General features: G+C 43.4%; 14 protein-coding genes and 1 riboswitch. Of the genes, 3 read left to right on the top strand and 11 right to left on the bottom strand.

Going from position 1 to position 14664, the window contains the following annotated elements:
• From fabG to ACORHV_RS01700, 7 genes are all read right to left on the bottom strand, one after another.
• Window positions 1–732 (bottom strand): 3-oxoacyl-[acyl-carrier-protein] reductase, encoded by a 732-nt coding sequence (gene fabG, locus ACORHV_RS01730; RefSeq protein WP_001177607.1) that lies wholly within the window; start codon window positions 730–732, stop codon window positions 1–3.
• A 45-nt stretch (window positions 733–777) separates the two neighbouring features.
• Window positions 778–1698, bottom strand: coding sequence for an ACP S-malonyltransferase (fabD, locus tag ACORHV_RS01725; protein ID WP_000167654.1), 921 nt, complete (start codon window positions 1696–1698; stop codon window positions 778–780).
• The gene (gene fabK / locus ACORHV_RS01720) at window positions 1691–2665 is read right to left on the bottom strand and encodes an enoyl-[acyl-carrier-protein] reductase FabK (protein WP_000857451.1); all 975 of its coding nucleotides are present in this window, start codon (window positions 2663–2665) and stop codon (window positions 1691–1693) included. Before fabK ends, fabD begins: the two co-directional genes overlap by 8 nt.
• A gap of 117 nt (window positions 2666–2782) precedes the next feature.
• Entirely contained in the window at window positions 2783–3007 is a 225-nt protein-coding gene (locus tag ACORHV_RS01715) for an acyl carrier protein (protein WP_000257840.1), read from the bottom strand.
• 57 nt (window positions 3008–3064) lie between these two features.
• Complete coding sequence (locus ACORHV_RS01710; RefSeq protein WP_000852970.1) at window positions 3065–4039, bottom strand: beta-ketoacyl-ACP synthase III; 975 nt, start codon at window positions 4037–4039, stop codon at window positions 3065–3067.
• Entirely contained in the window at window positions 4039–4473 is a 435-nt protein-coding gene (gene fabT / locus ACORHV_RS01705) for a fatty acid biosynthesis transcriptional regulator FabT (RefSeq protein WP_000386334.1), read from the bottom strand. Before fabT ends, ACORHV_RS01710 begins: the two co-directional genes overlap by 1 nt.
• 90 nt (window positions 4474–4563) lie before the next feature.
• On the bottom strand, window positions 4564–5349 hold the full coding sequence (locus ACORHV_RS01700; RefSeq protein WP_001015588.1) for an enoyl-CoA hydratase: 786 nt from the start codon (window positions 5347–5349) through the stop codon (window positions 4564–4566).
• Window positions 5350–5631: 282 nt separating this feature from the next.
• On the opposite strand from ACORHV_RS01700, the gene ACORHV_RS01695 reads away from it, so the two are divergent.
• From ACORHV_RS01695 to serS, 3 genes are all read left to right on the top strand, one after another.
• A complete protein-coding gene (locus ACORHV_RS01695) occupies window positions 5632–6996 on the top strand; it encodes an aspartate kinase (protein ID WP_000869639.1) in 1365 nt (454 codons plus the stop codon).
• Window positions 6997–6998: 2 nt separating this feature from the next.
• Entirely contained in the window at window positions 6999–7370 is a 372-nt protein-coding gene (locus tag ACORHV_RS01690; RefSeq protein ID WP_000079378.1) for a DUF956 family protein, read from the top strand.
• A 213-nt stretch (window positions 7371–7583) separates the two neighbouring features.
• Window positions 7584–8858, top strand: coding sequence for a serine--tRNA ligase (serS, locus tag ACORHV_RS01685; protein WP_000884223.1), 1275 nt, complete (start codon window positions 7584–7586; stop codon window positions 8856–8858).
• Between the two features lie 23 nt (window positions 8859–8881).
• Here serS and ACORHV_RS01680 read toward each other — a convergent pair whose 3' ends face one another.
• From ACORHV_RS01680 to ACORHV_RS01665, 4 genes are all read right to left on the bottom strand, one after another.
• Window positions 8882–9781 carry a TDT family transporter gene (locus tag ACORHV_RS01680; protein WP_434398506.1) on the bottom strand — a complete coding sequence of 300 codons (900 nt, stop codon included), beginning with the start codon at window positions 9779–9781 and terminating at the stop codon, window positions 8882–8884.
• Window positions 9782–9891: 110 nt separating this feature from the next.
• Window positions 9892–10440 carry a carboxymuconolactone decarboxylase family protein gene (locus tag ACORHV_RS01675; RefSeq protein WP_000206771.1) on the bottom strand — a complete coding sequence of 183 codons (549 nt, stop codon included), beginning with the start codon at window positions 10438–10440 and terminating at the stop codon, window positions 9892–9894.
• Window positions 10441–10570: 130 nt separating this feature from the next.
• Window positions 10571–11893, bottom strand: coding sequence for an alanine/glycine:cation symporter family protein (locus tag ACORHV_RS01670; RefSeq protein ID WP_434398504.1), 1323 nt, complete (start codon window positions 11891–11893; stop codon window positions 10571–10573).
• A gap of 89 nt (window positions 11894–11982) precedes the next feature.
• Window positions 11983–12071, bottom strand: a riboswitch (glycine riboswitch).
• Window positions 12072–12239: 168 nt separating this feature from the next.
• The gene (locus ACORHV_RS01665; protein ID WP_434398502.1) at window positions 12240–14576 is read right to left on the bottom strand and encodes an endonuclease MutS2; all 2337 of its coding nucleotides are present in this window, start codon (window positions 14574–14576) and stop codon (window positions 12240–12242) included.
• Window positions 14577–14664 lie beyond the last annotated feature (88 nt).

Below are 14664 nucleotides of genomic sequence, written 5' to 3'. Positions count from 1 at the left end.
TTACATGCTAAGTCCGCCATCAACTGCGAGAACTTGTCCAGTCAAATAATCCTGTCCAGCCAGGAACACTGTAGCATCTGCGATATGTTCTGCTTGACCGAACTGTTTCATTGGGATTTGGGCCAATGTCGCTTCCTTAACCTTATCAGACAAAACAGCAGTCATATCTGACTCGATCATCCCTGGTGCAAGAGCATTTACGCGTACGTTGCGATTGGCAACTTCACGTGCAACTGACTTGGTAAAACCAATCAAACCTGCTTTAGAAGCTGCATAGTTGGCTTGTCCGATATTTCCCATCAAACCGACCACACTAGACATGTTAATAATCGCACCTTCACGTGCCTTGATCATCTGTTTCAATACTGCTTGCGTCATGTTGAAGGCACCTGTCAAGTTGATCTTAATCACTTTTTCAAAGTCTTCTTCGGTCATCTTGAGCATAAGCGTATCTTGAGTGATCCCAGCATTGTTGACCAAGACATCGACAGAACCGAGTTCTGCAATCGCTTGATCTATCATACGCTTGGCATCTGCAAAGTCTGAAACATCACCTGAGATCGGTACTACTTTGACGCCGTAGTTTGAAAACTCAGCCAGCAATTCTTCTGAGATTGCTCCTCGACTATTCAAGACTACATTAGCGCCTAGGTGGGCAAATTTGTGAGCAATGGCAAGTCCGATGCCACGACTTGAACCTGTTACAAAGACATTTTTGTTTGTAAGTTGCATTCTATTTCTCCTGTTTCCTGTTGTATTTTGTGGGAGAAGGGATCATTAGTTTCCTAACAAAGCATCCAAGCTTGCTTGGTCTTCAACGTTAGCTAGCTGAGCTGTTTTATCGATTTTTTTGACAAAGCCTGACAGGACCTTTCCAGGACCAATTTCAATAAAGTTGGTTACCCCAGCATCCTGCATCACAGCAATACTTTCATAAAAACGAACAGGTTCTTTGACCTGACGCGTCAAAAGCTCTTGGATTCGACCTTTTTCCATAACAGCAGCTTCCGTATTGCCGACTAGTGGGCAAGTAAAGTCAGAGAAACTCACTCCTTCAAGAGCTCCAGCTAGTTGCTGACTGGCTGGCTCAAGAAGAGCTGTATGGAAAGGACCAGATACATTTAAAGGAATCAATCGTTTGGCTCCTGCTTCCTGCAAGAGTTGGACCGCACGGTCAACTGCAGCCACTTCACCACCAATGACGATTTGGCTTGGAGTATTGTAGTTAGCTGGAGTGACTATACCGACTTCAGAAGCAGTTTTGCAAGCTTCCTCTATCACATCTACTGGAGTATTGAGGACGGCTACCATCTTGCCTGAACCAGCAGGCGCCGCCTCTTCCATATAAGCCCCGCGCTTAGCAACCAAGGCAACTGCCTCTTCAAAGTCCAAGGCACCGCTTGCTACAAGAGCAGAATATTCACCAAGAGACAATCCTGCTACCATATCCGGCTGATAACCCTTTTCTTTCAATAGTCGGTAAATAGAAACCGAGGTCGCCAAAATAGCTGGCTGTGTATAACGAGTCTGGTTTAACTTTGTTTCTTCCTTATCAATCAAGTCACGAAGGTCATAACCCAGTACTTGACTAGCTTGATCAATGGTTTCCTTGACAATAGGATAGTGTTCATAGAGGTCTCGTCCCATCCCAAGATATTGAGCACCTTGACCGGCAAATAGAAAGGCTGTTTTAGTCATTTCTTACAACTCCTGCCCAACGAGAGGCTTCTTCTTGAATTTTTTTGGCAGCGCCATAGTATAGATCTTTTAGGATTTCTTCGACAGTTTCCTCTTTAGAAACCAAACCAGCGATCTGACCTGCCATGACGGATCCACCTTCTACATCTCCATGAACAACGGCTTTAGCAAGAGCACCAGCTCCCATTTGCTCAAAGATTTCTAAATCTGGATCTTCTTGTTTAAAGGCATCCTTTTCAGCCTGTTCAAAGTCACGTGTCAACTGATTTTTAATGGCGCGAACAGCATGTCCAAAATGTTGAGCTGAAATAGTCGTATCGATATCACGCGCTTTTAAGATTTTTTCCTTGTATTTTGGATGGGCGTTAGATTCCTTGGCTACTACGAAACGCGTACCAACTTGAACAGCCTCTGCACCAAGCATAAAGCCTGCAGCGACACCTTCACCGTCCGCAATTCCTCCAGCTGCGATAACCGGAATTGAAACAGCTGCAGCAACTTGGCGAACCAAGGTCATCGTTGTTAATTTACCAATATGTCCACCGGCTTCCATTCCCTCTGCAATAACCGCATCTGCACCAATTTTTTCCATGCGTTTTGCCAAAGCAACACTTGGAACAACAGGAATAACTGTAATTCCTGCATCATGGAAACGAGTCATGTATTTACTTGGATTTCCTGCACCAGTTGTAACCACCTTGACCCCTTCTTCAATCACGAGATCAACGATGTCTTCTACAAAAGGTGACAAGAGCATGATGTTGACACCAAAAGGTTTGTCCGTAAGTGATTTGATTTTATCGATATTAGCCTTTACGACCTCTTTAGGTGCATTCCCACCACCGATAATTCCTAGACCACCAGCTTTTGATACTGCACCAGCCAAGTCACCGTCTGCAACCCAGGCCATTCCTCCTTGAAAAATAGGATAATCAATGTTCAATAATTCTGTAATACGTGTTTTCATAGTGCCTCCATCATTCTTTGCTTACGTAATAGTTCGATGAGTTTATCGTTTGAGTTTCAAACTATTACCTAAACAAGAGGGAGTGGGTTTCCCCTACTCCTTCTAGTAATATGTTAATTATTTTGTTTGCTCTTCAACGTAGGCAACCAAGTCACCAACTGTTTTCAAGTTATCTTCTGCTTCGATTTGGATATCGAAAGCATCTTCGATTTCAGAGATTACTTGGAACAAGTCCAATGAATCTGCATCCAAATCATCAAAAGTAGATTCAAGTGTTACTTCTGATGCGTCTTTCCCAAGTTCTTCAACGATAATTTCTTGTACTTTTTCAAATACTGCCATGATAGGACTCCTTTAAAATATAAAAAATTTATAACTATGTGTTTACCACATGATTACCTAGATTGTAAGAATGAGTGTGCCCCATGTCAAACCTCCACCGAAGCCTGATAGGAGAATCGTCTGGCTACCATCTAAACGAATCATGCCATTTTCCACACACTCTGAGAGCAAAATCGGGATACTTGCTGCACTGGTATTTCCATACTCCATCATATTGGCAGGAAGCTTGTCTCGGTCTACGCCGATCTTCTTAGCCATCTTATCCAAAATGCGGATATTTGCCTGATGAAGCAATAGATAATCCAATTCCGATGCTGCGATTGGACCATTTTCAATGGTTTCTTTGATCGATCTAGCAACATCACGATTTGCAAAATCAAAAACTGCTCGTCCATCCATCTTCAAAAAAGCAGGAACTGCTTCTTGATCCGAGAAAGGAGAAGCCAAAGCCGTTTGACCATAGGTCAAACACTCGCTCCGAGAGCCATCTGTATAGAGACTTTCCACAAGGAAGTGCCGTGTTTCGCTCGCTTCCAAGAGAACCCCACCAGCTCCATCTCCAAAGAGAACAGCTGTCGAACGATCTGACCAATCAACTGCCTTGGATAAGGTTTCAGCCCCGATAACAATCCCTTTTTTGAACTGTCCAGAACTTAAAAACTTTTCTGCAGTTGAGAGAGCGAATACAAAGCCACTGCAAGCTGCTGTCAGATCAAAGGCGAAAGCTCTGTGCGCTCCGATATTTGCCTGAACTCGAGCTGCTGTGGAAGGCATCATCGAGTCTGGGGTAATCGTCGCTACAATGATAAAATCAATCTGATCCGCTGTTAAGCTCCCTTTAGCCAGCAAGCTCTTAGCAACTTCTGTCGCCAAGTCACTTGTAGACTCTGTTTTTGAAATATGTCTCTGTTTAATTCCTGTCCGACTTGAAATCCACTCATCGCTTGTGTCCATGATTTGGGCTAAGTCATGATTAGTGACCACTTGCTCTGGAACATAATGAGCAACCTGGCTTATCTTTGCAAAAGCCATTATTTCAAATCCTCCAAAAATTGATAAAGTTTCGTTAAGCCTCTGCCCATGACTTCTTTTTCCTCAGGGCTCATGCCATCGATGATTTTTTCGACCATAGCCTTGTGGAATCGTTTATGAAGGCGGTGAACCAAACGACCTTTCTTTGTCAAATGCAGATAGACCACTCGACGGTCTTGGTCAGAACGAATACGCTCAATATAACCTTTTCTCTCCAGGTTATTCAAACTCGTCGTCACTGTTCCAAGAGTTACCATCAGTTCTTTGGAAACCTTACTTGGCGTTGCCTCCGGGAACTTCCCAATCACATCGATCGTGTGCATTTCTTTGATGGAGATGTCTTTGAATCGACTACCTCGTAAGCTAACCTCCTCAATCACAAGGACGTTATTAAAAATAGATGTTAGATAATCATTTACTTGTTGGTAGTCCAAATCGTTTCCCTCCCCCTCAAAAAGCTTTTACAATCAAAACATTTGATAAAAGAAGTATAACAAACTTCAAAAAATTGTGCAAGTATTTTTTTACATTCCTGTAAATTTTGGTCTTCTTCTTTCAGAATGCGCTCGAACCCCTTCTTTGAAATCTTCAGTTAGAGATAACGATTCTTGTAGTTTCAATTCTAATTCAGCATAATTCTGCCAATCCTTGAATTGACTTTCCCAAACTAACTTTTTAATCGCTGCGTATGAGTTTGCTGAACCTCTTCTTAATTTTTTCAGAACTTGTTCTCTTGTTTTTTCTAATTTGTCAACTTCACAAACACGGTATACCACGCCCCATTCTAGCGCTTTTTCAGCAGTTAAGGCTTCACCTGTCATGGCAAGTTGTGCAGCCCGTGTTACCCCGATGCTACGACTCAAGAGATGAATCCCACCAGCGTCTGGCGCCAATCCAACTCCGACAAAGGCTTGAATGAATTTTGCCTTGTCAGTCGCTAAACAGAAATCAACTGCTACTGCCATATTTGCTGCAGCACCAGCAACCGCTCCATCTACCTCCATCAAAACAGGTTTAGGAATTTGCTTGATTTTAAAAGAAATTGTATTGACTAATTCTGCAATCTTATTCAAAGAAGGGATATCATCTTCGTCTACTGCGCGTTTCATCTCAACCAAGTCTCCTCCAACTGAAAAGACCTTCCCATTCGCATTAATCAAGATGAACTGCACAGCTTGATCCTGCTCCGCTAGAGTCAAAGCTTCTAAAATTTCCTCACACATTGGGATATGGAAACCATTTGCCACTTCGGGACGATTCAAAGTAATGATAGCCAGATCATCTACGATCTGATATAAGATATGATTCATAGCTTCTCCTTTTCTTTTATAAGGCAATAAAATTGTTTTATCATCAAAGTATACCTTTTTTTGGATAAAGAGGCAAGGAAAAACTAAAGGAAAGTGTCTCAGCTGATTATTTACCCATCATTTATGAGTGTGAGTAAAATTTGACACCCTTACTTTTAAACTGTTATCCCTTTTCAAAATAAGTTAGTGTTTTCTTCTATTATAATAGGAAGTTATTTTCTTCATTGAAAAATACCCCTCTTTCTGCTATAATCGTATAAAATACTTACTTGAGGAGTCCTTATGAAGGTTGTAAAATTTGGCGGAAGCTCGCTTGCCTCTGCTGGTCAGTTAGAAAAAGTTTTAAACATCGTTAAAAGTGATAAAGAACGCCGTTTTGTAGTCGTTTCTGCACCCGGCAAACGCAATGCTGAAGATACCAAGGTAACTGATGCTTTGATTAAATACTATCGCGACTATGTGGCTGGAAATGACATCAGTGCTAGCCAAAGCTGGATCATTGACCGTTATGCCGCTATGGTTAGTGAACTAGGGTTAAAACCTGCTGTTTTAGAAAAAATCTCTAAAAGTATTCGGGCCTTGGCAACTCTTCCTATAGAGGACAATGAATTTCTCTATGATACCTTCCTAGCGGCTGGAGAAAATAACAATGCCAAATTGATTGCAGCCTACTTTAACCAAAACGGTATCGATGCACGCTATGTTCACCCAAGAAAAGCTGGGATCGTTGTCACAAGTGAACCAGGAAACGCACGCATCATCCCATCTAGTTATGACAAGATTGAAGGCTTGGCTGATAGCAACGAAGTCCTTGTCATCCCTGGTTTCTTTGGTGTGACTAAGGAAAATCAAATCTGTACTTTTTCACGTGGTGGTTCAGATATCACAGGTTCTATCATTGCAGCAGGTGTTAAGGCTGATCTCTATGAGAACTTTACAGACGTAGATGGTATCTTTGCTGCCCACCCTGGTATTATCCACCAACCACACTCCATTCCTGAATTAACCTACCGTGAAATGCGTGAGTTGGCTTACGCTGGATTTTCAGTTCTTCATGACGAAGCTCTTCTACCCGCTTACCGCGGAAAAATTCCTCTTGTCATCAAGAATACCAACAACCCTGACCACCCAGGAACACGCATTGTTTTAGAACACAGTAGTGATAAATTCCCAATAGTAGGGATTGCAGGTGACTCAGGATTCGTCAGCATCAACATGTCAAAATACCTCATGAACCGCGAAGTCGGGTTTGGTCGCAAGGTTCTGCAAATCCTTGAGGACCTCAACATCGGTTGGGAACACATGCCTACAGGTATTGACGATCTTTCAATCATCCTCCGCTCCCGTGAATTAACTCCTATCAAAGAAGAAGAAATCCTACGTCAACTCGTTCAAAAGGCTGAAGTGGACCATGCTGAAATCGAACATGACCTTTCCATCATTATGATTGTTGGAGAAAAGATGAAGAGCCATATCGGGGTAACTGCTACTGCAACACGTGCTTTGTCTGAGAATAAAATCAACATCCAGATGATGTCCCAAGGTTCAAGTGAAGTTTCCATCATGTTTGTTGTCAATAAAGAGCAAGAAAAAGCAGCTATCAAGGCTCTCTATCATGCCTTTTTCGGTGAAAGTAAGGAAGACTAATCATGGCCCAATCACTCAATCAAGTCATTGACCTCCAAACTACTGGGACATCTTACCTCTCTATCTCTGGAAAAGTTGGAAAATTTCTAGTTGGGGATCAAGCCTTAGAGTTTTATCCTGATGTCAATGTCGAACAATATATCCAAATCCCCTGGTCCAGCATTCAGCAAATCGGAGCCAACGTAAGTGGTCGCAAGATCAGCCGCCACTTTGAAGTCTTCACTGATCAAGGAAAATTCCTTTTTGCTTCAAAAGACTCTGGAGCTATCCTCAAAATCGCTCGTGAAAAATTAGGAAACGACAAGGTTGTCAAACTTCCTACTTTGATTCAGACCATTGGTCAAAAATTTAAAAATCTATTTGCAAAAAAGTAGAAACTTTAGTATAATCATAGCAACGGATAAGTAAGTTATCTCCTTCTTTCAGAAAGTCTGCGGGTGCTGCGAGCAGATAGGAGGGATAGGTGAAATTCTACCGTTGTTCACAATTACATATATAATCAAGTGCACACCTGTGAAGTTGGATGGAACCGTGGCCCTGCCACTCCAACGCTTTGTCAGGTGTGCTTTTTTCATAAAGGAGTTCTTATGTTAGATATTAAACGTATTCGCACAGATTTTGATGCTGTCGCTGAAAAATTAGCTACACGTGGTGTAGATGCTGCTATCTTAAATGAGATGAAAGAAATCGATGCTAAACGTCGTGACGTCTTGGTCAAGGTTGAAACTCTAAAAGCAGAACGTAACACAGTTTCTGCTGAGATTGCCCAAGCCAAGCGCAACAAGGAAAATGCCGATGACAAGATTGCTGCAATGCAAACCCTATCTGCTGAAGTCAAAGCCTTGGATGCTGAATTGGCAGAAATCGATGCTAAATTAACAGAATTTACCACTACTCTTCCAAACATCCCAGCTGACAGTGTTCCTGTTGGGGCTGATGAAGATGACAATGTGGAAGTCCGCCGTTGGGGTAGCCCACGCGAGTTTGACTTCGAACCAAAAGCTCACTGGGATCTTGGTGAAGACTTGGGTATCCTTGACTGGGAACGCGGTGGTAAGGTAACGGGCGCTCGTTTCCTCTTCTATAAAGGACTTGGGGCTCGTTTGGAACGGGCTATCTACAACTTCATGTTGGATGAGCATGGTAAAGAGGGCTATACCGAAGTCATCACACCATACATGGTTAACCATGACTCAATGTTTGGTACTGGTCAATATCCAAAATTCAAGGAAGACACTTTTGAATTGAAAGACACTAATTATGTCCTCATTCCTACAGCTGAAGTGCCTCTTACAAACTACTACCGTGATGAAATCCTTGACGGTAAAGACCTACCAATCTACTTCACTGCTATGAGTCCTTCATTTCGTTCTGAAGCTGGTTCTGCTGGTCGTGATACACGCGGCTTGATTCGTCTGCACCAATTCCATAAGGTTGAAATGGTCAAATTTACCAAACCAGAAGAATCTTACGAAGAATTGGAAAAAATGACAGCCAACGCTGAAAACATCCTTCAAAAACTCAACCTTCCATACCGTGTCGTTGCCCTCTCTACTGGGGACATGGGCTTCTCAGCTGCCAAGACTTATGACTTGGAAGTTTGGATTCCAGCCCAAAATACCTACCGTGAAATCTCAAGCTGTTCGAATACAGAAGATTTCCAAGCCCGTCGTGCTCAAATCCGTTACCGTGATGAAGCGGATGGCAAGGTGAAACTCCTTCACACCTTGAACGGTTCTGGACTTGCAGTCGGACGTACAGTGGCTGCCATTCTTGAAAACTATCAAAATGAAGATGGTTCTGTAACTATTCCAGAAGCACTTCGTCCATACATGGGTGGAGCTGAAGTTATCAAACCATAACAATAAGGCCTAGCTATTTCTAGCTAGACCTTTTTTCGTAACCAAATCAGATAAGCACCCAAGACAAAGAATAAAATAGTGAGGCAAATAACGGTTTCAGCCAATACCAGATAATCCAGAAATGGAAGTTTCAAAATTCCCTGAGCCATCTTGAGCGAAGTAGCTGTGATAATGGTTGGGAAGGTGAGGGCTGAGAAGGCTGGTTGAAATCCTCGCTTTAAAATATGGGGCAGGCGAGTCAAAACAAAGAAAAAGAAGGACTGAGATGCCAAAATCATGACGATCAGGAGCCAAGTCGGTAGGCCTGCTCCTCCAACTCGAACCAGGGAAGCCAAGAGTAGAGAAAAGGGAGCACAGTAGATCCCTTCTTGTCCAAGCAAGGCTAGTGGGAGTGGTTCTTTCTTTAAATCGCTATAAATAAGCGGATAGAGATAGAAGGTCAAGACAAAACCAAAACTCAAGGTTGCATAGGCAATCTCAATAATGCCTACCAGAGGATAGGTCAAGGCTGCTACTGCAATCCCCACATAGAGTACCGTCCAGCTAGGAGTCGCATTGACCCTCCGACCTGGACAGGCAAATTTGATGGTAAAAGTAGCAATCAAAACCAAATCCAAGAGAAATGAAAACCACCAGATCCCTTGTGCTACCAAAGGAAGAGCAGGGAATACGCGAAAGACATAGGTCGACAAAATCATCCCAGCCATAGGAAAAGTGGCCATCCCAGATAAAAGAGGGGGCTTGGTCAATTCTTTCCTGGTTTCTTCCCAATTAAAAAGATGAAGAATCAGAAAGAAAAGCCACAAAACTAATCCAGTCAGACTAAATAAATGCGACAGAACTGGCCAAGTATCTGCAATCAGATTTCCTGCACCTGCTAAACCTAATAAACAGCCAGAGAATACTAAGGGGAGCTTTTTCATCCGAGCCTCCAATAATCATGTTATTATTAGTATAGCATAAAAGCGCTTAAAATAGCATAGAAAAATGAAAACTGGATTGCTCAGTCTTCATTTTTTCTTTCTGATTCGAACTAGGCATAAGGTTGTAATTCTGGATTAATAGGCGTATTAGCTAGGTTGTTGGCATAGTTGCAAAGACTTGCAAGACTAACACCGAGAACCACATCCAAGGCATTTTGTTGCGTGTAGCCAGCTTGCAAAAATTCACTAAGCGCTTCATCGCCTACACGACCCTTGGTATTGATGACTGCCAAGGTAAACTTGGCCAGAGTATCTAGCTTAGGATCTGACTCGATTGGAGTGCGATTGCGAAGAGCTTGAAGAAGATCATCATTCATCTGGATTTGTTTGATCGAAAAGGCGGTGTGACCTGCGACACAGAAGGCACATCCATTGGTTACCGCAGCTGTGATTTGCACCACTTCTCTCTCAACTGGGGTCAGACTATTACGGCGGTTGATGGCTCCGACAGTTCGGTAGGCTTCAAGCGCGGTAGGAGCGTTGGCCAAGAGACCGATTAGGTTGGGAATATAGCCATTGTTGTCTTTTTGTACTGTTTCAAGAACTTCTTTCACTTCTGCTGGTGCTGATTCTACTGTGTGGATGGTAAATGTTGTCATAAGAAACCTCTTTTCATTTTATTGTCATTTAGTCTATCATAGAATTTTTCACTTGGATAATATATATTTCCAATAGCCTTGATAGGAAATGTCTATGAAATGAAAAAATCACACTAAAAGTGTGATTGGGTTAGTGTTTAAAATACTGTTTAGTCTCAGCAATGACGACTGGCGATAAGACTAAGAGGGCAATCAAGTTTGGTAAAGCCATCAAGGCATTGACGATATCTGCAATAATCCAGACCATATCCAACTCGATAAATCCTCCCAACAAGACCATGACTACAAAGACTACACGGTAAAGCCAGATAAAACGAACACCAAAGAGAAACTCAAAACAGCGTTCTCCGTAGTAGTTCCATCCGAGAATCGTCGTAAAGGCAAAGAGTACAAGGAAAATGGTCAAGAGGGAAGGTCCAAAATATGAAAAAACTGTTGAAAAGGCTGACTGGGTCAAGGCAACCCCATTCAAATCACCACTCCAAACCCCAGTTACCAAGATTGTTAAACCAGTCAACGTACAGATAATGAGGGTATCAATAAAGGTTCCTGTCATGGAAATCAAGCCTTGCTCGACAGGCTCATTTGTCTTAGCTGCAGCCGCTGCAATGGGAGCAGAACCAAGACCAGATTCGTTAGAGAAGACTCCCCGCGCCACACCATTTTGGATAGCCATCCGAATACTGGCACCTGCAAAACCACCTACCGCAGCAGTTGGACTAAAGGCTGAAGTAAAGATGAGGGCAAGTGTGGCTGGGATTTTCTCGATATTAAAGAGAATAACTGTAAGAGTCCCTAAAATATAGACAATAGCCATAAAAGGAACCACTGCTGTCGAAACTTTTGATATGGATTTGAGGCCACCAAAGACGGCAATCCCTACAAAAATGGATAAAATCAGAGCTGTGATAGCTGGATCAACTTGGGCTGTATTTTGAATGGATTCTGTAATCGAATTGACTTGTGTAAAGGTACCAATCCCTAGAAGGGCTACCAATACACCCGCTAGGGCAAAGAAGATAGCAAGTGGACGCCACTTTTCTCCCATCCCCAAAAGGATGTAATGCATGGGTCCTCCAGCTACAGCTCCATTTGCATCCTTTGTGCGGTATTTGATGGCAAGTAAGCCTTCGGCATACTTGGTCGCCATCCCAAAGAAGGCTGCCATCCACATCCAAAAGAGGGCCCCTGGTCCTCCAACCTTAATGGCTGTTGCGACCCCGATGATATTTCCCGTACCAACGGTGGCTGCTAGAGCCGTACAGAGAGCAGCAAAGCTCGACACATCGCCGTGCCCATTGTCCTTGGTAAAGATCAACTGAAAGGCCTTAGGGAGACGAGTAACCTGCAAAAGGCCCAGTCGGATGGTCAAATAGATACCCGTTCCGACCAATAAGATCAAGAGGGGAGGCCCCCAAACGAAAGCATCAAGCGCTTTAAGCAATTCTAACATATCCTTCTCCTATCTTTCAACCCCAAAAGAAAGAGCACATGCAAGATACATGTACTCTGGAATGCTTAGATAAATGCCAAAAAGCGGTCTATCCTAGCTCTGTCCTTTTACCTGAGAGTTTGAGCAGTTGCCTGCCTTGCCCCTTCGGTGCCTTTACGGTCTCTCCAGAGTTCCGTCCATTTACAGTCATGGAAAACAAACCTTTCTCCACTTCTATTAAACTTCATTCGGTGTTGGTATTTTATTTTTTATTATTCTACAAGAAAAGTTAGCCTTTGTCAATATATTCTATGAAACTTTTTGACTTTTCATTTCTTTTTTCAGAAATATTGACTCCATCTCCTCTCTATCCTTTAAATGTCACAATGGTGGCGCCACTGCCTCCAGCATTTTGTGGAGCATAGCCGAAAGTCTTAACATGCTTGTTTCTTTGTAGGTATTTGGTGACTCCTTCACGGATGACACCTGTTCCGATACCATGGATGATGTCGACTTGCGCCATGTTATTGAGCAGGGCTTGATCAATAAAGGCGTCCAGCTCATTCATGGCCTCTTCGTACCGTTTGCCACGAAGATCCAGTCTCGCTTGCGGACCACGATCAGAAGCGCGTTTCACAACATTGACTTGTTTCTTCTTGACTGGAGCTTCTTGCTGGGCCTGAACAAGGTCAAATTCTTTCTCTTCCAAGGTCATCTTGATCAAACCGACTTGGGCTTCCCAGCGGCCGTCCTTAAGCTGATTGGTCAAGGTACCACGCTGACCATAACTGAGAACAATGATATCATCCCCAACCTTTGGAGCTCGTTTTTTCTTGGCCTTCTGAAGGACCTTGTTTTTAGACAAGTCAACTTTTTCAGGAGCTAGTTTTTTCAGCTCAGCCTTAGCTTCAATGATTTCATGGGGTTTGAGTTGAGACTTACTGTGGAGGTTCTTGAGAATCTGGTCACTCTCACTTAGAGCAAGTTCCACAATCTCGGCAGCTTGTTCACGCGCCTTGTTGAGCTCAGTTTCTTTTTCACGATTGAGTTCGTTATAGAGTTTTTTGAGTGCACGGTTCATCTTGAGGTTTTCTTGCTCCACCTCACGAATATTGTCCAAGCGTTTGCGACTTTCAAGCGTTTGCTCTTCCAATTGTTCAATGATACGGTTGACATCATTATCTTGGTTGACCTGCTGGCTGGCATCTCCTACGATGACCTCTGACAAGCCCAGACGTTTGGCAATTTCAAAGGCATTGCTTCGGCCAGGAACTCCCTGCATAAAGCGATAGGTCGGACGCAAGCTGGCAGTATCAAACTCCATGCTGGCATTTTGCACAAAGGCTGTCTCAATACCATAAGCCTTGAGTTCTGGATAGTGGGTCGTAGCCATAGTCTTGACCTGACGCAGACGAAGATCCTCCAGAATAGCCATAGCAAGCGCTGCTCCTTCCTGCGGATCGGTACCTGCCCCAAGCTCATCTAGCAATAAGAGCGAGTGCTGATTGACCTTGCCAAGAATATCTACGATATTGGTCATGTGGCTGGAGAAGGTAGACAGGCTTTGCTCGATAGACTGCTCATCCCCGATATCTGCGAAGATTTCTTCGAAAATACCGACACGGCTTCCCTTGTCAGCTAGAATGGGCAAGCCTGACTGGGCCATGAGTTGAGTCAAGCCCAGGGTTTTGAGCATGATGGTCTTCCCACCAGTATTGGGACCTGTAATGACAATGGCTGTTAATTCCTTACCAAAGTGTACATCGTTTGCAACAGCATTTTTGACCAAAGGATGGCGAACATGAAGGAGTTGAATCTCTTGATTCTCTGAAAGTTGAGGAACAACTGCTTGTCTTTCTTGGATGAAACGCACCTTGGCACGAATCAAGTCTAAATGGCCGATAATCCATGCGTCATTAGCAATCTCTGCAGCATGAGGGCGGACCCGTTCTGAGAGTTCCTGTAGGATGCGAATCATCTCATAGCGTTCGTCTGCTCGCAGACTAGCGATTTCTTCGCTCAGCTTGACCACTTCACGGGGTTCGATATAGACGGTGTTTCCACTGGCAGAGATGTCATGGACAACACCCGCAATCTTGTTGCGGTAAGTGTTTTTCACGGGTAAGACTTGACGGCCATTTCGGCTAGCGATTATGCCTTCCGTCAACATTTGCACTTTTTGCTTGAGCAAGTCTTGCAAGACATTTCGAACTTGACTCTCGCTATCATGGATTTTCCGACGGATGCGTGCCAGTTCTTCGCTGGCAAAATTCTCGATAAATCCTGCATCATTTAGGGCTTGAAGACTCCCTTGCAAGTGTGGAAAATCATGTAGTTTTTCAAACCATCTCGCCAACTGCTCCAAACGTACATTTTCAAGATTGGCATAAAAACCTTGCAACTCTCTGCTAGCAAGCAAGACCCGTTTGAGGAGCAGGAACTCCTCAATATTGAGGTCCGCCCCCATCTCCAGACGCTTGCAGACAGCTGAAATCTCACGTGTCGCTAGGATGGTAAAGTGGGGTTGCTCCACAAATAGAGCTTGCATTTCCTCCATCTCTGTAAAGGCTTGCTTGATCTTATCCACCTTGGCAGTTGGGGCCAAGCCTTTTAGCTCCTCTAGTCCTTGTTCTGTCAGGAGATGCGGTTCAAACAAGGCTTTGATTTTATTAAATTCTAAGGTTTCTAGTATTTTTGTATTCATATTTTTTCCTTGTATACTGGTTTACAAGATTATAGCAACTAGGGGTTTTGACTTAGTCGTCCAATCTGTAAACAAAGGGCTAGGAAAA

Source organism: Streptococcus sp. KHUD_016 (assembly GCF_051106465.1).
Classification (GTDB): Bacteria; Bacillota; Bacilli; order Lactobacillales; family Streptococcaceae; genus Streptococcus.
The sequence above is the reverse complement of the archived record's forward strand: the minus strand, read 5'-3'. Positions and strand labels throughout refer to the sequence as shown.